Raw genomic sequence first — 16,774 nt, forward strand, 5'->3', positions numbered from 1 at the left:
AGGCATGCCCCAACCACGCGCCGTCGTCCGTCCCGTCTCCCACGCCCGCTGGCGGGCCCAGCTGCTCATCGTGCTGGGGCTCTCGCTGGGGCAGTCGGCGGTCTACTCCGTGGTGCAGCTGATCGACAAGGCCACCCAGGCGCCGCTGTCGCAGGGGACCAGCACCCTCAACCGGTCACTCAACGCGCGCGAGTACTTCGATCTCACGTATCAGCTGCTGGACATCGTGTTCGCGCTCGTCCCCGTCGCGCTCGCGCTGTACTTCGTGTGGGACGCTGTTGCGCGCACGAGTGGCGGCCGGGTGGAATGGACCGCGCCGTTCCGTCGCCTCGGGCTCGATCTCGCACGGCCCGGGCGGGACTGGCTTTGGGGTGGGGGGCTGTTCCTCGCGATAGGCGTCCCCTCGCTCGGGCTGTACTGGGCTGGGCGAGCGCTCGGGATCACGACGGCGATCATCCCCAGTGGGCTCGACCAGCATTGGTGGACAGTGCCCGTGCTCATCGTGTCCGCCATGCGCCACGCCGTCCTCGAGGAGGTCATCGTCGTGGCGTTCATGTTGGGGTGGCTGCGGCGGCTCGGGTGGGCCGTTCCGGCCGCGGTGGCGGCGAGCGCGCTCCTGCGGGGGAGCTACCACCTGTACCAGGGGATCGGGCCGTTCGTCGGGAATGCCGTGATGGGGCTCGTGTTCGCCCTCGTCTACCGGAAGTACGGGCGGGTGATGCCGCTCGTGATCGCTCACGCGCTGCTCGACATCACGGCGTTCGTGGGCTTCAGCCTGGTGGGCAGGACGATCGGCCTGGGCTGACCCCGCAATGCCGAAAGGTGACCCCGCATCCAGATCTCCAGATGCGGGGTCACCTTTCGCGGATGCGGGGTCAGATGATGACCGCGCCGTTGGTCGTGTCGAACGTGACGGACATGATGCCCGGGGTGCCCTTCGGGGAGACCCACTCGACGTCTACGTCCTCGAGCGGCTTCTCGACCGGCTCGCCGAGCCACTCGGTGACGCGCTCCGCCGAGCCCGCGATCGTCAGCTTGCTCATGCGCACGGTGGCCGGGTAGGCGTTCGACGGGTGGAGCGACGGGTCGCCCTCCCACTTGAGCATGTACGGCACCTGGGGGTCGGCGATGAGCCCGAGGATGCCGATCTGCTTCCACACGAGCTCGCGGCCGTCGGGGAACTTGCGGTTGCCGGGCACGGCCTGGCGCCCGAGGCGCTCCTCGAACGGCGCGAGGTCATGGACCTCGACGCACCAGCCCATCCAGCCCCCGCCAGCGGCGCTGCGGGCGCGCACGGCCTGGCCGAAGGGCGCCTTGTCCGACGCCGGGTGGTCCAGGACCTCGACGACCTCAAGGTAGTGGTGGTCCGCGAGGGGGATGATCATGTTGCGGGTACCGAATCGCGGGTGGACCCCGCCCTTGACGGCCTCGACGCCGAGGGCCTGAGCGATCCGCTCCGTCGTGGCCAGCAGGCCGTCGGCTTCGCAGGCATAAGAAACATGGTCCATACGCATAAAAGTCATGGTGCCACTTTGTGATCGGGCACTCAGCTTAGGGTCCCCTTACCGAGGTGGGATGACCCTCGCGGGGTCGCTTCCGCGAGCGGCAGCGTGACCTCCATGGTCGTCCCGCCCGCGCCGGTGGAGGCGATCCGCACGGCGCCGCCGTTGCGCACGGCGATGTCCCGCACGAGGGCCAGCCCGAGGCCGAAGCTGCGGCGCCCGGTGTGAGAAGCCGTCCCGCCACCGGCATACCGCTCGAACACGCGCTCCGGCGCCGACCCCGCGATCCCGGGCCCGGTGTCCGCGACGGTGAGCACCGCCGTCGGGCTCCGCCTGTCGGTTCCTGTGCCGCCCGCGACGCGGACGCCCACGGTGACCCGCCCGCCGTCGGGCGTGTATTTGAGCGCGTTGTCGGCCAGCGCCACGATCACGCGGCGCAGGGGTGCGGGGTCTACCGCGACGGGGACGGGGATGGTCGGGGCGTCCGCGGCGAGCGAGATGCCGCGCTCGGCCGCGAGAACGGAGAGGTCGCGGACCACGTCGCGTGCGATCGAGCCGAGGTCCGTGGGCGTTTCGGGGATGTCGGGTCCGCCCGAGACGGCGTGGAGGAGGTCCTCGATGACGGCGGCGAGCTTCGCCGAGTCGCCGCGAAGCTCGGCGAGGACGCCCGCCGCGTCGCTGTCCGGGCCGAGGCGCCGCTGGGCCAGCTGGATGCGCGTGTCGATGACGGTCAGCGGGGTGCGCAGCTCGTGGCTCGCATCCTGGACGAAGCTGCGCTGGAGCGCGAGCGACTCGCCCAGGGGGCGCACTGCCTGCCGGGCGACGAACACTCCAACAATCCCGGCGAGCACAATCCCGGCTATGCCGCCCACGATGAGCGCTCCGAAGACGTCGATCGGGTCCAGGACGATCTGCGGCCCGCTGTGGGACAGGTGCGCGACGACCTCGGCCGGCTGCGACTTGACGGCAACGAAGATGGCCGCCGCCGCGATCATGAGCACGACGACGACCGCGACCGCCGCCGCGATCTGCACCCCGACGCGGACGGCAGCGCGCTGCAGCGCCGCCTCGTCCGAGTTCGCGGGGACACGCTGCATCCAACGGAGGGCCGACTGTGACCGCCCGGTCATTCGAGGCCGCCGAGCTGGTACCCGACGCCGTGCACGGTCCTGATCACTGTCTTCTGCGTCTTCTTCCGGAGGTAGTGGACATACGTGTCGACGACGCCGGGCGTGTCGCCCGCGTCGAACACGGACTCGAGCAGCTCGGCCCGCGAGTGGACGCGGCCCGGATCCGCCGCGAGGCGCCCGAGGAGCGCGGACTCGGCCGCGGAGAGCTCGACCCTGTGCCCGTACGGAGAGGTGAGCACCCGGGCGGCCGGGTCGAGGTCCCAGGCGCCGATGGGGAGCAGGCGGGGTTCGGGGGCGGCAGCAGCAGCGGATGTCCGGGTGAGCGCACGGAGCCGGGCCGCGAGCTCCTCGACGTCGAAGGGCTTGACGAGGTAGTCGTTGGCGCCTGCGTCGAGGCCCTCGACCTTGTCCGGCACGCTGCCGAGGGCCGTGAGGACGAGGATCGGCGTCATGAGCCCTTTCGCCCTGAACGACTTGACGAGGGACACACCGTCCAGCGACGGCAGCCCTCGGTCGACGACGAGCACATCCCACTCCCGTGCCAGCGCGAGCTGGAGCCCCTCGCGGCCATCTGCGGCAAGGGAGACATCGAAGTCGTCACCGAGCAGCTCGGCCAGGAGTGGCCCCAGCTGACGGTCGTCCTCGACGAGCAGCACGCGGGGAGGCTGTGGGGTGTCCATGGCTGTCATTGTGTCAACTGGCGCGGGCATAGGCCCCGTTGCGTGGCCGGTTCCGCAGGGTCCAGACCCCGTGGAAGCGGCCACGCACGGTGCGCGGTCAGCGCGAGTAGTCCTCGGCGTCGGCCGTCTCCTCGTCGTCCGCGGGCACGGTCACCCGGACGGGCATGGCCTGTGCGGCCTTGCGGCGCCGGCGGATGACCTCGATGCCGATCGGTATGACGGACGCGGCGACGATGAGCACGGACAGGATGTCGATGTTCTTCGCGATGAACTCGACGTGCCCGAGCCAGACGCCGAGCAGTGTGACTGAAATGGACCATGCCACGCCGCCGAGCACGTTCCAGCCGAGGAACTTGCGGTAGGGGTAGTGCGCCATGCCGGCGGCGAGCGGCACGTAGGTGCGCACGATCGGCACGAACCGGGCCAGCACGAGGGCCCGGCCACCGTACCGGCCGAAGAACTCGTCGGCGCTGTCGAGATAGCTGAGCTTGAGGATCCTGGCGTCTTCGCGGAACCAGCGCTTGCCCACGAACCGTCCGATAAGGTAGCCGGCCTGATCGCCCGCGACGGCCGCGATCGCCACCACGAGCATGAGCACGGGAAGGCTCAGTCCGAGCTGGGCATGGAGGAGTCCTACGGTGAACAGGAGGGAGTCGCCCGGGAGGAACGGGAAGAGCAGGCCGGACTCGATGAACACGATGAGCGCGACGACGCCCAGGACCCAGGGTCCGGCGCCGACGAGGAGGGCAGTGGGATCAAGCATGGGGGATCAGCGGCTCTCGAGTCGGGAAATGAAGGGAAGTCGGTTCAGGATGGGCGGGGCAATCCGGTTCCAGACGCCGGACCACAGGAAGACGCCCGCGATTGATGCCGGGAACGAGGCCACGACGTCCATCGGGTAGTGCACACCGACATAGACCCGGGTCCAGGCGACGAAGGCCGATGCGATGAGGCCGACGACGAGGACCCACGTGCCCCACTTCGTATGGCGGAACAGGAAGTACAGCGCGATCGTGAGGGAGACGGCGAAGCACACATGGCCGCTCGGGAAGCTGTTCGGGTCCATATCCGGCGAGAGGGGGTTGGCCAGCAGATTCGGGTCCGGGCGGTGGCGGTGGACGGCGTACTTGAAGATGAGGCTGTACACCCAGCCGAATCCGGTCACGGTCACCACGGCGATCGCGTCGACAGGTGTGCGGCGCACAAACCACAGGACAACGAGCAGGAGGACCAGGATCACGATGGCGCCCCGCGGGCCGAGGATCTGCTCGAGGGCGAGTGCCACGGCGTTCATCCAGCCCACGTGCTGAGTGCTCATCCACTGGTTGATCGCGAGCTCAGAGTTCTGGTACGAGGGCGTTGTGGACGCGAAGCCGAGTGCCAGGAGCACGATGCTCATGGCGATCGGCACGACGATCCAGTGCTTGATGGTTGGCAGCCGGAGGAGGCGGCTCCGGATGGGCAGCTGGGTCCACCCGCCGGCGGTCGTCTTCGCGTGGTCCGAGGCAGTCATGGTTCTATGGTGGACCCCGGAATCTAAGACAGTTCTAAGAAACTCGCGCAGACAGGCCATATTCTCGCGAAATAGGAACGTTCGTGCCGATCGGATGGCTCGGTCGTGCCTTGACTCACACTCCCTGCCAGCGCAAGCTGGGAAGCGGAACGTTCGTGCCGTTTCGGTGAGCGGTTCGGCGAGCGGGGAACCGAAGGCCGTCTCACCCGACTCCGGGAGGGGGGCGTGTGGAGCGCCTGAGCCGTGAGATTGCCGCCGGGGTGAGGGAGCGGCGTCGTGCGCTCGGGCTGACCCAGCAGGACCTGGCCGAGCTCGCCGGGGTGAGCGAGCGGTTTGTCCGCTTCGTCGAGCAGGGCAAATCCAGCGTCCAGCTCGACGCCCTCGGAGCGGTCCTCGATGCGCTCGGCCTCGAGCTGCGCGTCGCCACACGAGGATCCGCGCGATGACCCGGCACCGCATCGCGGATGTCTACAAGGCCGGGGTCCTGGCCGCCCGCCTCGAGCGGTTCGAGGGCGGCACGCGCTTCACCTACCTCCCGTCCTATCTGGCCTCGGGCGTCGACGCGGTGGCGAGCACCCTCCCGCTCTCGTCCCGCCCCGTGGTGACGGGCGCCGGCGCCGTCCCGCCGTTCTTCACCGGGCTGCTGCCCGAGGGCCGCCGGCTCGCGTCCCTGCGCCGCGCCGTCAAGACGAGCGCGGACGACGAGCTCGGGCTCCTCATGGCCGCGGGCTCGGATCCCGTCGGCGACGTCCAGATCGTCCCCCACGGCGAGCCCCTCCCCAGCGAAGCCGCGCACCCGGGTGACGCCCACGCCGTCGTGCTCGATGCCCGCCGGACCCCCGATTTCGCGGCACTCCTGAACGATCCCGCCCTCGTGGACCCGAAGGCGCTCGCCGGGGTCCAGGACAAGGTCAGCGCCGGCATGATCTCCGTGCCGGCGGCGCAGTCCGGGCGGCGGTACATCCTCAAGCTCAACGCCCCCGAGTTCCCTCACGTGGTCGAGAACGAGCGTCTCATGTACCGGTATGCCGCCAAACTGCGGATCCCCGTGAGCCCGGTCAGGCTCGTGCACGACGTCGCGGGGCGGGCGGGGCTGCTCGTCGAGCGGTTTGACCGCCCTCCCGACGAGACGGGTGGGGGGACGCGCCGCCTCGCTGTCGAGGACGGCTCCCAACTGCTGGGCCTGTATCCCGCGGACAAGTACAACGTGACCTATGAGGAGCTGTGCCACGCCGTCGCCGCGCACTGCGCGGCGCCCCTCCCGGCGCTGCGGAGCCTCGCCCTCCAGGGCGCGTTCGCGTGGCTGACCGGCAACGGCGACCTCCACGCGAAGAACGTCTCCGTGGTCCAGGGCCTCGCCGTGCCGGGGGAGTGGGCTGTCGCGCCGGTCTACGACATCCCTTCGACGGTTCCGTACGGCGACAAGACCCTCGCGCTGCCGATCGGCGGCAAGACCACGGGCGTCTCGCGGCGCCACTTCCTCGCTTGGGCGCTCGAGCTCGGCCTGCCCGCACGCGCGGCGGAGGGGGTGCTCGGCTCGGCCCTGCGGGCGGCCGGGCCGCTCCTGGAGGATCTGCAGGAGCACGACGGCGGTCCCTCGCCGTTCGCCGCCACCGTCACGCGGGCGTGGGTCAAGGAGCTGCGCCACCGGCGCCGGCTCATGGAGGGCTGAGGCCCCCACTTAACACACGGTCACATGCTTGGCCCAGTGATCAGTGTGCCGCCTACACTCCAGATAGGTCATGAGTGCCAGCGCCAAACCCCGGTTCGCTGGCCGGCAACCCTCCAGATGCGGCGGGGTGCCCCGGGTGAAGACCTGGGCCGGCGAGAGCCGTCGGTCAAGCGCAGCTGCAAAGGAGCTTGCTATGTCCAGCAACCCCGAATGGTCCTTCGAGACCCGCCAGATCCACGTCGGCCAGACTCCTGACTCCGAGACCGGAGCCCGGGCCCTCCCGATCTACCAGACCACCTCGTTCGTGTTCCCGAGCGCCGAGAGCGCAGCGGCCCGCTTCGCGCTCGCGGAGCTCTCACCGATCTACACGCGCATCGGCAACCCGACCCAGGACGCCGTCGAGCAGCGCCTCGCGAGCCTTGAGGGCGGAGTCGGAGCGCTGCTCCTCGCGTCGGGCCAGGCGGCGACGACCTACTCGATCCTCAACGTCGCCGAGTCCGGCGACCACGTGGTGGCGAGCGCGAGCCTCTACGGCGGCACGTACAACCTCCTCGCCCACACCTTCAAGAAGCTGGGCATCGAGGTCACATTCGTCACGGACCCGGACAGCCTTGACGAGTGGAAGGCCGCTGTGCGGCCGAACACCAAGGCGTTCTTCGCCGAGTCGATCTCCAACCCGCGCCAGAACGTCCTCGACATCGAGGCCGTCGCCGCTGCCGCGCACGGGGCCGGTGTGCCGCTCATCATCGACAACACCGTTGCGACCCCGTACCTCGTGCGTCCCCTCGAGCACGGCGCGGACGTCGTCGTGCACTCCGCCACGAAGTACCTCGGTGGCCACGGCACGGCCATCGCCGGCGTGATCATTGACGGCGGCACGTTCGACTACGCCAAGGATCCGGAGCGCTTCCCGGGCTTCAACACGCCGGACGAGACCTACAACGGCCTCGTCTTCGCCCGCGACCTCGGCGTCAACGGGATCCTCGGCGCAAACCTCGCGTACATCCTCAAGGCGCGCGTCCAGCTCCTGCGCGACCTCGGCTCCGCCGTCTCGCCGTTCAACGCCTTCCTCATCGCGCAGGGCATCGAGACGCTCTCGCTGCGGATCGAGCGGCACGTCGAGAACGCCCAGAAGGTTGCCCGGTGGCTCGAGGAGAGGGTCGACGTCGAGTCGGTCGCCTACGCGGGCCTGCCCTCGAGCCCGTGGTTCGAGCTCGGCAGGAAGTACGCACCGAAGGGCGCTGGTGCGATCGTCTCATTCGAGCTGGCCGGCGGCACCGAAGTGGACGGCGCCGCCCAGGCCAAGGCTGGCGCAGCATTCGTGGATGCGCTGACCCTGCACTCGCACGTGGCGAACATCGGCGATGTGCGCTCGCTCGTGATCCACCCGGCGTCGACCACGCATGCCCAGCTCACCGCGGATCAGCAGCGCGCCGCCGGCGTCACCCCGGGCCTCGTGCGCCTGGCCGTCGGCCTCGAGAACATCGACGACATCCTCGCAGACCTCGAGGCCGGATTCGCCGCTGTCGCCTCATCCCTACAGGATGCCGACGGGCAGGTCGGCGACGCCGTCGCGGAGCCCGTGGCGTGACCCTCGTTGACGGCACCCCGGGAAGGACCGTGGTTGACGGCATCGCCCGAGAGAGGACGGCACGCGAACGCGCAGCAGGCGGGGCGCAGCGCACCACGCCGGTGCGGCAGGACGCTGCCGTCAGCGGGGTGCTCCGTACCGTCGCGGTCGGTGCGCTCCAGCTCGAAGCAGGCGGCGCACTGCCCGAGGTCGAGCTCGCCTTCGAGACCTGGGGCACCCTCAACGCGGATGCGTCCAACGCGGTCCTCATCCAGCACGCCCTGACCGGGGACACCCACGTTGCCCAGGGCAGCGGGGACGAAGCCGGTTGGTGGGACGCGCTCGTGGGCCCGGGGAAGCCTGTGGATACGGACAAGTACTTCGTGGTCGCAGCGAACATGCTGGGCGGCTGTTACGGCTCGACCGGGCCGAGCAGCCTCGATCCCGAAGGCGTTCCGTGGGGATCCCGGTTCCCCTTCGTGACGATCCGTGATTCGGTCCGGGCCGAGGCGCGGCTTGCCGATCGGCTCGGCATCCGGCGGTGGCATGCTGTGGTCGGTGGCTCGCTGGGCGGCGCGCGGGCCCTCGAGTGGGGCGCCACGTACTCGGAGCGTGTTCGGCACTGCGTGGTCGTGGCGATCGGCGGCTATTCCACGGCCGAGCAGATCGCGCTCGCCCAGGCCCAGCTCCTCGCGATCCGGCAGGACCCGGCCTACAACGGCGGTGATTACTACGGCGGGCCGGCCCCCACGGCCGGGCTGGGCCTCGCCCGCCGCATAGCGCACATCTCGTACCGCTCTGAGCCGGAGCTCAACTTCCGGTTCGGCCGGCGGGGACAAGGCGCAGAGAACCCGCTCGAAGCGCCTGCGGGCGCAGCCGGGCGTGGTCGGTACCAGGTGGAGAGCTATCTGGACCACCAGGCGAACAAGCTCGTGGGTCGCTTCGATGCGAACAGCTATGTTGCGCTCACCGAGGCCCTCATGAGCCACGACGTGGGCCGTGGCCGCGGCGGGATGCAGCGTGCGCTCGCCACCGCCAAGGCCGAGTTCTTCCTTGCCTCGGTCAACTCGGACCGGCTGTACTTCCCCGAGCAGAGCGACGAGCTTGCGCGCGCGCTTCCCGGCGAGGTCCCCGTGTACACGATCGATGCGAAGATCGGCCACGACGGCTTCCTCACCGAGATCGGCCAGCTCGGGGGGGACCTGCGGCGGAGGGTTTTCACCCTGTAGCGCATGGTTGCCGGGTGGACCGGCGGTCGCCCGACGGTGGTACGGCGCCGGTCCACCCGGCAAGGCACAGTCAGCGCACAGGATTCTCGGGTTGCAGCCACATCTGGATGCTCCATGCTGGAACAAGACAGCAGAGGAGGCACGTGATGGCTGAGAGCATTCGCGAAACCGGGCGTCGGCGGGCACGGCTCACGGCAGTCGCCGTGGGCGCGACGAGCGTCTTCGGGGCCGGCGCGATCGCCGCGGCGGTCTACGCGCCGGCGGTCGTCCAGAACATCTCGACGACCGGAACGAGCCAAGCGCCCGCCACCGGCTCGGACGGAGGCAGCCTGAACAGCGGCTCCCAGCGCCATCAGCGCAGCCAGCAGTACCAGGGCCTCCAGCCATCGCAGGGCGGCGGCGCCATGGGCACCTCGTCTGGATCGTGACGTGCCGGCCAGCGCAGACTTCGAGGCTTTCACGTGTGAGTGCCGTCTGGTGGTCAGCGACCCTGCCGCACTCGGTCCGGCGCTTGAGCTAGTCCGTGACCTCCTGCAACGGGTCGATGAGGCGGCTAGCCGCTTCAGACCGGACTCTGAGCTCAACCGGCTTGTCCACGCCGGCGGCGGAACGGTCAGCCCCCTTCTCGCGGGCCTGCTCCATTGCGCGCTCGATACAGCCGAGCTCAGTCGCGGTGCCGTGGTGCCAACACTGGGACGGCCGTTGGCCGAACTCGGATTCGGTCCTGGACCGGTTTCCGACGCGTCTGCCTCGCCTGTTGCCTCGGATGCCTCGGAAGTCGCCGGGACCTCGTCCGTCGCCCCTCGAATCGTGCCCGCCGAGAGCTGGCGGGACGTCCGACTCGACGGCCGCGTCCTCACGGTTCCCCCCGGCGTCGTGCTCGATCTCGGCGCGACCGCGAAGGCCGCGTCCGCTGATCTTGCCGCGCGCGAGGTGTTCGCGCGCTTCGAGACGTCCGTGCTCGTCTCGCTCGGAGGGGACATCGCGACCGCCGGCTCCGAATCATGGGAGGTCCTCGTACAGGATCTGCCCCGCGATCCCGTCACCCAGGTGCGTCTCGCTGGGGGCTGGGCCATCGCGACGTCGAGCACCCAGAAGCGCCGCGCTCGGCAGTCCCACGCGCAGCACATCCTCGATCCGTGGACGTCCCTTCCGGCCCCCGAGGTCTGGCGCAGTGTCTCGGTCGCGGCCCCGGACTGCCTCAGCGCCAACATGGCGAGCACCGGTGCCGTGGTGCTGGGCACGCGGGGAGTCGCCTGGCTCCGTGAGCTCGGGTACCCCGCGCGGCTGGTGCGCAGTGACGGGGACGTCGTGGAGTTGAATGGGTGGCCTCCGACGCCTGCCGCCTTTGGCACGACCTTTGCCTCGACCGCGGCAGCCGGCGCCGTGGGGGAGATTCTGCAGTGAACGAGGTCATGTGGGCCTTCGGCAGGGCGAGCGGCATCGTGTCGCTGGGCCTCTTCACCCTTGTGCTCGTCTTCGGCGTGGTGAGCCGATCCGGGCGCCCGCTCCTGGGCCTGCCTCGCTTCTCGGTGGCGCTCGTCCATCGGAGTACGTCCCTCATCGCACTCGTGTTCCTCGTCCTCCACGTGGGCACGCTTATGCTCGATCCCCACGCGAAGCTCGTGCTGCAGGACGCGGTCGTGCCGTTCATCTCCGGCTGGAACCCGTTGTGGGTCGGGCTCGGCACGGTGGCGTTCGACCTCGTGATCGCGCTCGTCGTCACGGGACTGCTGCGGAACCGCATCGGCCAGCGCACGTTCCGGGCCATCCACTGGGCCGCCTACGCCATGTGGCCGTTGGCGTTCGCCCACGCCCTGGGGTCCGGGACCAACGCCGGTGATCTCCTGTTCGAGGCCTTTGCCTGGGCCTGCGCAGGCGCAGCCGTCTGCGCGGTGATCTGGCGCCTCAGCCGCGGCTTCGCCGAGACATCCGCTGCCCGACTCGGGCGCGTCTGAGCCCGGGAACGAGAGTGATGATGAGCACGACGACCGGCGACATGGTGCACGTGCCGGCCCTCGGGACAGGCCGGCTGTTCGCCGCAGCCGCACCGAGCCTCGCTGCGCACGAGGCCGCGTATGGGAAGCGCGCCTTGGACTGGACTCGCGAGACGCTGCTGGCCGAGCTCGAGGCCTCCGGACTGGCCGGCCGCGGCGGCGCGGGCTTCCCCGCCTGGCGCAAACTCTCGTCCGTGACTGGACGGCGCCCCGTGGTCATTGCCAACGGGGCCGAGGGCGAACCGCTCAGCCGCAAGGATGCCGCGCTGCTGAGGGGAGCCCCCCACCTCGTCCTGGACGGTCTCCTGACGGCGGGGGAGGCGCTCGGCGCCGCGCAGCTGTTCCTGTATGCGCCCGCGGACTCGCTTGCGATCGTGGGGCGAGCGGTGTCCGAACGGCGCGATGCCCGGAGGGTCAAGCTCGTCGAGGCCCCCGGGACGTTCATCGCGGGCGAGGCGAGTGCGGTCGTCAACGCGCTCGAGACCGGGAATGCGGTCCCGAGGGATACAACCGCGCGCCTGAGCGTCTCCGGCTTCCGCGGCCTGCCGACCCTCCTGCACAACATCGAGACGCTCGCCCACCTCGCGCTGGTGGCCCGCTACGGCGCCGCCTGGTTCCGGAAGGCCGGCACGGCCGAGGATCCCGGGACGCGGCTCGTGAGCGTGTCCGGCGACGTCCCGGGCGATGCGGTCATCGAGGTCGAGGGCGGGGCGCGGTTGCGGGACATCCTCACTGCGGCCGGAGCGGGCGCGGGTTCGACGGCCGCAGTCCTCGTGGGCGGGTTCCACGGTGCGTGGGTGCCGCGTGACGGCTTCGACCGGCCCATGACTGCGGCAGGCCTGGCCCGCTACGCTGCCCGCCCCGGGGCTGGCATCGTGTACGCCGTCGCGGAGGGCCGGTGCGGGCTGGCGGCGGCCGCGCCCATCGCGAGGTACCTCGCCGACAGCTCGGCGCAGCAGTGCGGGCCGTGCATGTTCGGGCTGCCTGCCATGGCCACGGTCCTGGAGCGGATCGCGGCGGGGGAGCGTACCCCGTGGCTCGCCTCGGAGGCAGAGCGCCTTGCCGGCGTCGTGTCCGGGCGAGGAGCGTGCAGGCATCCCGACGGGACGGCGGGGTTCGTCAGGAGCACGCTCTCGGTGTTCCGGAACGAGGTGCAGGCGCACCTCGGCGGCGTCTGCAGTGCCGGGCCGAGGTGGGACCGATGAGCCGCACCCAGCTCGAGCTGCACATCGACTTCACAGTCTGCGAGGGCCGGGGCCTCTGCACGGAGCTGCTGCCGGAGGTCCTCGTGCGTGACGACTGGGGCTACCCGATGGGCCGCGGCGGGCGCGACGTGCCGGTGCCGGGCTCGCTCGCGGATGCCGCCCAGGATGCCGTGGACCTGTGCCCCGTGCGGGCGCTCATGCTGCGGCGGGTCAGCCGCGCATGACCTCGTTGCGCGCCTTCATGTACTCCTCGAGGGAGATCTTCTGGTCGGAGAACTGCCGGTCCAGTTCGGCGAGCTTCTTGGCGCGGTAGCCGTCGGGCGCCTCGCCGGGGATGGCGGGCGCGTCCGACGGCGCGGGGGCCGGCTGAGCCTGCCGGGGAGCCTCATGCTGGGGCTGCTGATTCTGAGGCATGGGCTGCGGCGCGGGCTGCCCCTGCGGGGCTGGCTGGCCGGGAAATCCGGGGGGGAGTGGCTGCTGCCACCACGGGGTCTGCGCACCCTGCGGCCCCGCCCCCTGTCCCCCGGGCAGCGGTGCCGGCGGAGGCTGCTGCCCGGGATACCGACCCTGCGGGTACTGCCCCGGGATCTGGCCATACTGGTCGCGCGGCGGATACGGGCCCTGCTGGTACGGCGGGCGGCCCCCGCGCGGCCCGGGCTGGCCGAGCCTCCGCATGATGAACGGAACGATCCAGCTCAGCGCGATCACCCAGAAGATCCAGCTCATGGTCCCAGCCTACGCGCGGAGGCTGGGTGTCAGCTCGGTTCGCCCGAGCCCATCGGGACGCCCGCGCCGAAGACGGGTTCCGCCGTCGGCCGCTTCGCCAGGACGCCGTCGCCGCTCGATCTGTGCCGGATCCGTCGCACCACCCAGGGAACGAAGAACTCGCGCGCCCACACGAGGTCTTCGGAGCGCGCCGTCCGCCAGGTGCGCACCGGCATGGGGCTGGGTTCCATGGGCTCGAGCCCATGCACGACGTTGAGTGCATCGAGCGCCATGATGGCGATCGTGTGGTGCCCGAGCGGGGAGAAATGCAGCCGGTCCGCGTCCCACATGCGCGAGTCCGAGAGCTGGCGCAGGCCCCACATGTCCGCGACCACCGCGTCGTGCCGTGCCGCGACCACGCGCACGTTCTCGTTGTAGATGGCGACTTTGCCCCGGATTGCCGAGAGCACGGGGGTCGAGCCGATGTCCGGGCCGTTGAACAGCAGGACGGTCGCTCCCGCGTCGGAGAGGCGCCCGACGGCGTCGTCGAGCCTGAGCGCCAGGGCGTCGGGGTCGCTTCCCGGGCGCAGCAGGTCGTTGCCGCCCGCTGAAAGGGACACGAGGTCCGGGTGGAGGACGAGGGTGGGTTCGATCTGCTCCTCGAGGATCCGGCCCAGAAGTCGGCCCCGGATCGCGAGGTTGGCGTAGGCGAAGTCCTCGGAGCCGCGTGCGAGCTCTTCGGCAAGCCGGTCCGCCCAGCCGCGATGGCGGCCTGGATTGTGGGGATCCGGGTCGCCGATGCCCTCCGTGAACGAGTCGCCGATCGCAACATACCGGTGCCACGGGTGGCGCGGGCTGTTTGGCGACTCGGTCTCCTGACGATCGTTCTCATGCATCTCGGTCACCGGACCATTATGCGCTGATTGGCATATCACTTGCTACTTGCGGGTAACATGACTGGCGGCTCGGGCCCCATCCGCTTGTTCGATGCTGTGCTCCAGTCATACCGCGGGGTGATGAAGTTCATATAGTTGATGTTTCAACTATATGGAACAATAGAGCCATGACTGACGCCACCGCCGACGCCCGGCGCGCCAACTTCCCTGCCCACTACCCCGCGCACGTCGCGCTCTGGAGCCGCCCCGAGGGCGAGCGTGCCGGGTCCCCGCTGATCGTGCTGTTCCACGGCTATGGGTCCAATGAGGCCGATCTCATGGGCCTGGCCGGGTACCTGCCGGAGGAGTTCACCGTCGTTTCGCTGCGGGCGCCGCAGACGCTTGCCCCCGGTGCGTACCAGTGGTTCCCGCTCATGGCCGCGCAGGACTTCACGATGGACTCCGTTGAGGCGGCGACCGAGTACGTGCTCGCGTGGCTCGACGGGGTGCGCGAGCAGCACACCTCGGTGACCCTGCTCGGGTTCTCGATGGGCGTGGCGATGGCGACCTCGCTCGTGCGCCGCCGGCCGGACGACTTCGCCGCCGTGGTGGGACTCTCGGGCTTCGCGATCGATCCGGCCGCCGCCGGCGAGAAGGACTACGAGTACTTCCGCGATACCGAGCTCGACGGGACCGTGCCCATGTTCTGGGGGCGCGACCAGGCGGACCCGGTCATCACGGCGGACAAGGTCGAGTACACGATGGGATGGGTCCGCAGCCACGTGGCCCTCACGAAGGTCACCTATCCCGGGATCGGGCACGGCATCAGCGGACCCGAGCTCGCGCACGTCAAGGAGTTCCTCGAGCTCTCCGTGCTCAAGGGCTGACGCGCGCCGGCCGTCAGCCGCGGGGAACGAGCCGAACGCGCTGGCCGTTGACCTCGACCACGTCGCCGACCGTGAGCTGCCGTCCTCGGCGGTCCTCGATGTCCCCGTTGACCTTGACGAGGCCGTTGCGGATGAGATCGGCCGCCTCAACGCCGTCATCGACGAGCGAGGCGAGCTTGAGCAGCTGCCCGAGCCGGATCGTGCCCTCGCGGACTTCGACCTCCTCGGCACCTTGGGCGTAGGGAGGGAGCGCGGCGGAGGATTCTCGGTCAGGCATGCTGCAACTCTAGGCCAGGTGCGTGCCTCGCAGCCCCGGCGGCGGGCGGCCTCCGCCGCCCGCCGGTACTCTTAGAAGCGCACACTTGACGGACCGCACCCAGCGGCCTGACGCTACGGAGGAACCGCTTTGGCACCCAAGACCGCACTGGACTCGATCGTCTCCCTGGCCAAGCGCCGCGGATTCGTCTACCAGGCCGGTGAGATCTACGGAGGCTCCCGGTCTGCGTGGGACTACGGTCCGCTCGGCGTCGAGCTCAAGGAGAACATCAAGGAACAGTGGTGGCAGACCTTCGTCCGCGGGCGTGAGGACATGGTGGGGCTCGACTCTTCGGTGATCCTGCCCAAGCAGGTCTGGGAGGCCTCTGGCCACGTTGCGACGTTCACGGATCCGCTCGTCGAGTGCCTCCAGTGCCACCACCGCTTCCGCCAGGACCACCTGATCGAGGCGTATGAGGCCAAGAAGGGCCGGGCGCCGGAGAACGGCATGGAGTCGATCTCGTGCCCGAACTGCGGCACCACCGGGGAGTGGACCGAGCCACAGATGTTCTCGGGCCTCATGAAGACGTTCCTCGGCGCCGTGGACAACGCCGAGGGCCTGCACTACCTTCGCCCGGAGACGGCCCAGGGCATCTTCGTGAACTTCAACAACGTGGTCACGACCTCCCGCAAGAAGCCGCCGTTCGGTATCGGCCAGATCGGCAAGGCGTTCCGCAACGAGATCACCCCCGGCAACTTCATCTTCCGCACGCGCGAGTTCGAGCAGATGGAGATCGAGTTCTTCACAGCCCCCGCCGAGGCGGACGAGTGGTTCAAGCACTGGGTCGACGCGTGCTGGAACTGGTTCACCGATCTGGGGATCAACCCGGACAACATGCGCAAGTTCGACGTCCCCGAGGACGAGCGCGCCCACTACTCCGCCGGGACGATCGACATCGAGTACAAGTTCGGCTTCCAGGGCAACGCGTGGGGCGAGCTCATGGGCGTCGCCAACCGCACCGACTACGATCTCGGCAGCCACTCGAAGGCCTCCGGCCACGAGCTGGCCTACTTCAACCAGGCCACGAACGAGCGGTACATCCCCTACGTCATCGAGCCGTCGTTCGGCCTGACCCGGTCGATGATGGCGTTCCTCGTCGACGCGTACACCGAGGACGAGGCCCCCAACACGAAGGGCGGTGTGGACAAGCGCACCGTCCTGCGCCTGGACCCGCGGCTCGCCCCGGTCAAGGCCGCCGTCCTGCCGCTGAGCCGCAATGAGGACCTCTCGCCCAAGGCCCGCGACCTGAGCGCGGAACTGCGCAGGAACTGGAACATCGAGTTCGACGACGCCGGAGCCATCGGCCGTCGGTACCGCCGCCAGGACGAGATCGGCACGCCGTTCTGCATCACCGTGGACTTCGACACCCTCGAGGACCACGCGGTGACCATCCGCGAGCGCGACACAATGTCCCAGGACCGCGTTGCCCTGGACAAGGTCTCCGCCTACCTGTTCGAGCGGCTCGGGAAGTAAGGGCGAGGACGAGGGAGGAT

The 16,774-nt window shown here is 69.8% G+C and carries 20 protein-coding genes and 1 riboswitch; of the genes, 12 read left to right on the forward strand and 8 right to left on the reverse strand.

Features of this window, described 5'->3' with window-relative positions; genetic code table 11:
- Positions 1-4 precede the first annotated feature (4 nt).
- Entirely contained in the window at positions 5-805 is an 801-nt protein-coding gene (locus tag AB5L97_RS06900; RefSeq protein ID WP_369046991.1) for a CPBP family intramembrane glutamic endopeptidase, read from the forward strand.
- A 70-nt stretch (positions 806-875) separates the two neighbouring features.
- Here the strand turns inward: AB5L97_RS06900 and AB5L97_RS06905 are convergent, their stop codons facing one another.
- The 5 genes from AB5L97_RS06905 to AB5L97_RS06925 form a co-directional block, all read right to left on the reverse strand.
- The gene (locus AB5L97_RS06905) at positions 876-1,514 is read right to left on the reverse strand and encodes a VOC family protein (RefSeq protein WP_307957376.1); all 639 of its coding nucleotides are present in this window, start codon (positions 1,512-1,514) and stop codon (positions 876-878) included.
- A gap of 32 nt (positions 1,515-1,546) precedes the next feature.
- Entirely contained in the window at positions 1,547-2,599 is a 1,053-nt protein-coding gene (locus AB5L97_RS06910; RefSeq protein WP_369046992.1) for a sensor histidine kinase, read from the reverse strand.
- Positions 2,600-2,628: 29 nt separating this feature from the next.
- A complete protein-coding gene (locus AB5L97_RS06915; protein WP_369046993.1) occupies positions 2,629-3,312 on the reverse strand; it encodes a response regulator transcription factor in 684 nt (227 codons plus the stop codon).
- Between the two features lie 97 nt (positions 3,313-3,409).
- Positions 3,410-4,075 carry a VTT domain-containing protein gene (locus tag AB5L97_RS06920; protein WP_307957290.1) on the reverse strand — a complete coding sequence of 222 codons (666 nt, stop codon included), beginning with the start codon at positions 4,073-4,075 and terminating at the stop codon, positions 3,410-3,412.
- Between the two features lie 6 nt (positions 4,076-4,081).
- Positions 4,082-4,825, reverse strand: a complete 744-nt coding sequence (locus AB5L97_RS06925) for a phosphatase PAP2 family protein (protein WP_369046994.1) — start codon at positions 4,823-4,825, stop codon at positions 4,082-4,084.
- Between the two features lie 227 nt (positions 4,826-5,052).
- Between AB5L97_RS06925 and AB5L97_RS06930 the strand changes: the two genes are divergently transcribed.
- The 9 genes from AB5L97_RS06930 to AB5L97_RS06970 all read left to right on the forward strand — a co-directional run bounded on the left by AB5L97_RS06930 (position 5,053) and on the right by AB5L97_RS06970 (position 12,722).
- Positions 5,053-5,271: a helix-turn-helix transcriptional regulator gene (locus tag AB5L97_RS06930; protein ID WP_307957292.1), complete on the forward strand. Its 219-nt coding sequence runs from the start codon at positions 5,053-5,055 to the stop codon at positions 5,269-5,271.
- On the forward strand, positions 5,268-6,497 hold the full coding sequence (locus AB5L97_RS06935; RefSeq protein ID WP_369046995.1) for a type II toxin-antitoxin system HipA family toxin: 1,230 nt from the start codon (positions 5,268-5,270) through the stop codon (positions 6,495-6,497). The genes AB5L97_RS06930 and AB5L97_RS06935 overlap by 4 nt, the downstream gene beginning before the upstream one ends.
- A gap of 66 nt (positions 6,498-6,563) precedes the next feature.
- Positions 6,564-6,676, forward strand: a riboswitch (SAM riboswitch).
- A 14-nt stretch (positions 6,677-6,690) separates the two neighbouring features.
- Positions 6,691-8,088 carry a bifunctional o-acetylhomoserine/o-acetylserine sulfhydrylase gene (locus AB5L97_RS06940; protein ID WP_369046996.1) on the forward strand — a complete coding sequence of 466 codons (1,398 nt, stop codon included), beginning with the start codon at positions 6,691-6,693 and terminating at the stop codon, positions 8,086-8,088.
- A 101-nt stretch (positions 8,089-8,189) separates the two neighbouring features.
- Entirely contained in the window at positions 8,190-9,296 is a 1,107-nt protein-coding gene (metX, locus tag AB5L97_RS06945; protein ID WP_307957377.1) for a homoserine O-acetyltransferase MetX, read from the forward strand.
- Positions 9,297-9,442: 146 nt separating this feature from the next.
- On the forward strand, positions 9,443-9,724 hold the full coding sequence (locus tag AB5L97_RS06950; protein ID WP_369046997.1) for a hypothetical protein: 282 nt from the start codon (positions 9,443-9,445) through the stop codon (positions 9,722-9,724).
- A gap of 49 nt (positions 9,725-9,773) precedes the next feature.
- Entirely contained in the window at positions 9,774-10,703 is a 930-nt protein-coding gene (locus AB5L97_RS06955; protein ID WP_369047373.1) for an FAD:protein FMN transferase, read from the forward strand.
- Positions 10,700-11,254 carry a ferric reductase-like transmembrane domain-containing protein gene (locus AB5L97_RS06960; RefSeq protein ID WP_369046998.1) on the forward strand — a complete coding sequence of 185 codons (555 nt, stop codon included), beginning with the start codon at positions 10,700-10,702 and terminating at the stop codon, positions 11,252-11,254. Before AB5L97_RS06955 ends, AB5L97_RS06960 begins: the two co-directional genes overlap by 4 nt.
- Positions 11,255-11,274: 20 nt before the next feature.
- Positions 11,275-12,498, forward strand: a complete 1,224-nt coding sequence (locus AB5L97_RS06965; RefSeq protein WP_369046999.1) for an NADH-ubiquinone oxidoreductase-F iron-sulfur binding region domain-containing protein — start codon at positions 11,275-11,277, stop codon at positions 12,496-12,498.
- On the forward strand, positions 12,495-12,722 hold the full coding sequence (locus AB5L97_RS06970; protein WP_307957299.1) for a ferredoxin: 228 nt from the start codon (positions 12,495-12,497) through the stop codon (positions 12,720-12,722). The genes AB5L97_RS06965 and AB5L97_RS06970 overlap by 4 nt, the downstream gene beginning before the upstream one ends.
- On the opposite strand, the gene AB5L97_RS06975 is transcribed toward AB5L97_RS06970, so the two are convergent.
- Positions 12,709-13,224 (reverse strand): hypothetical protein, encoded by a 516-nt coding sequence (locus AB5L97_RS06975; RefSeq protein WP_369047000.1) that lies wholly within the window; start codon positions 13,222-13,224, stop codon positions 12,709-12,711. The genes AB5L97_RS06970 and AB5L97_RS06975 overlap by 14 nt on opposite strands.
- A 29-nt stretch (positions 13,225-13,253) precedes the next feature.
- Entirely contained in the window at positions 13,254-14,099 is an 846-nt protein-coding gene (locus AB5L97_RS06980; RefSeq protein WP_369047374.1) for an SGNH/GDSL hydrolase family protein, read from the reverse strand.
- A 167-nt stretch (positions 14,100-14,266) separates the two neighbouring features.
- On the opposite strand from AB5L97_RS06980, the gene AB5L97_RS06985 reads away from it, so the two are divergent.
- Positions 14,267-14,965, forward strand: coding sequence for an alpha/beta hydrolase (locus AB5L97_RS06985; protein WP_369047001.1), 699 nt, complete (start codon positions 14,267-14,269; stop codon positions 14,963-14,965).
- Positions 14,966-14,978: 13 nt separating this feature from the next.
- On the opposite strand, the gene AB5L97_RS06990 is transcribed toward AB5L97_RS06985, so the two are convergent.
- A complete protein-coding gene (locus AB5L97_RS06990) occupies positions 14,979-15,242 on the reverse strand; it encodes an RNA-binding S4 domain-containing protein (RefSeq protein ID WP_307957302.1) in 264 nt (87 codons plus the stop codon).
- Positions 15,243-15,371: 129 nt separating this feature from the next.
- Between AB5L97_RS06990 and AB5L97_RS06995 the strand changes: the two genes are divergently transcribed.
- Positions 15,372-16,754, forward strand: coding sequence for a glycine--tRNA ligase (locus AB5L97_RS06995; protein ID WP_307957303.1), 1,383 nt, complete (start codon positions 15,372-15,374; stop codon positions 16,752-16,754).
- The last annotated feature ends 20 nt before the right edge of the window (positions 16,755-16,774 follow it).

This window comes from Sinomonas sp. P10A9 (assembly GCF_041022165.1).
Taxonomy (GTDB): Bacteria; Actinomycetota; Actinomycetes; order Actinomycetales; family Micrococcaceae; genus Sinomonas; species Sinomonas puerhi.

What these genes read in the sequence shown, in the direction of transcription:
- AB5L97_RS06975 (WP_369047000.1), bottom strand. Translation starts at nt 13,224, where the DNA reads ATGAGCTGGATCTTCTGGGTGATCGCGCTGAGCTGGATCGTTCCGTTC.
- AB5L97_RS06940 (WP_369046996.1), top strand. Translation starts at nt 6,691, where the DNA reads ATGTCCAGCAACCCCGAATGGTCCTTCGAGACCCGCCAGATCCACGTC.
- AB5L97_RS06980 (WP_369047374.1), bottom strand. Translation starts at nt 14,099, where the DNA reads ATGCATGAGAACGATCGTCAGGAGACCGAGTCGCCAAACAGCCCGCGC.
- AB5L97_RS06905 (WP_307957376.1), bottom strand. Translation starts at nt 1,514, where the DNA reads ATGCGTATGGACCATGTTTCTTATGCCTGCGAAGCCGACGGCCTGCTG.
- AB5L97_RS06900 (WP_369046991.1), top strand. Translation starts at nt 5, where the DNA reads ATGCCCCAACCACGCGCCGTCGTCCGTCCCGTCTCCCACGCCCGCTGG.
- AB5L97_RS06935 (WP_369046995.1), top strand. Translation starts at nt 5,268, where the DNA reads ATGACCCGGCACCGCATCGCGGATGTCTACAAGGCCGGGGTCCTGGCC.
- AB5L97_RS06970 (WP_307957299.1), top strand. Translation starts at nt 12,495, where the DNA reads ATGAGCCGCACCCAGCTCGAGCTGCACATCGACTTCACAGTCTGCGAG.
- AB5L97_RS06910 (WP_369046992.1), bottom strand. Translation starts at nt 2,599, where the DNA reads ATGCAGCGTGTCCCCGCGAACTCGGACGAGGCGGCGCTGCAGCGCGCT.
- AB5L97_RS06915 (WP_369046993.1), bottom strand. Translation starts at nt 3,312, where the DNA reads ATGGACACCCCACAGCCTCCCCGCGTGCTGCTCGTCGAGGACGACCGT.
- AB5L97_RS06950 (WP_369046997.1), top strand. Translation starts at nt 9,443, where the DNA reads ATGGCTGAGAGCATTCGCGAAACCGGGCGTCGGCGGGCACGGCTCACG.
- AB5L97_RS06990 (WP_307957302.1), bottom strand. Translation starts at nt 15,242, where the DNA reads ATGCCTGACCGAGAATCCTCCGCCGCGCTCCCTCCCTACGCCCAAGGT.
- AB5L97_RS06965 (WP_369046999.1), top strand. Translation starts at nt 11,275, where the DNA reads ATGAGCACGACGACCGGCGACATGGTGCACGTGCCGGCCCTCGGGACA.
- AB5L97_RS06985 (WP_369047001.1), top strand. Translation starts at nt 14,267, where the DNA reads ATGACTGACGCCACCGCCGACGCCCGGCGCGCCAACTTCCCTGCCCAC.
- AB5L97_RS06925 (WP_369046994.1), bottom strand. Translation starts at nt 4,825, where the DNA reads ATGACTGCCTCGGACCACGCGAAGACGACCGCCGGCGGGTGGACCCAG.
- AB5L97_RS06920 (WP_307957290.1), bottom strand. Translation starts at nt 4,075, where the DNA reads ATGCTTGATCCCACTGCCCTCCTCGTCGGCGCCGGACCCTGGGTCCTG.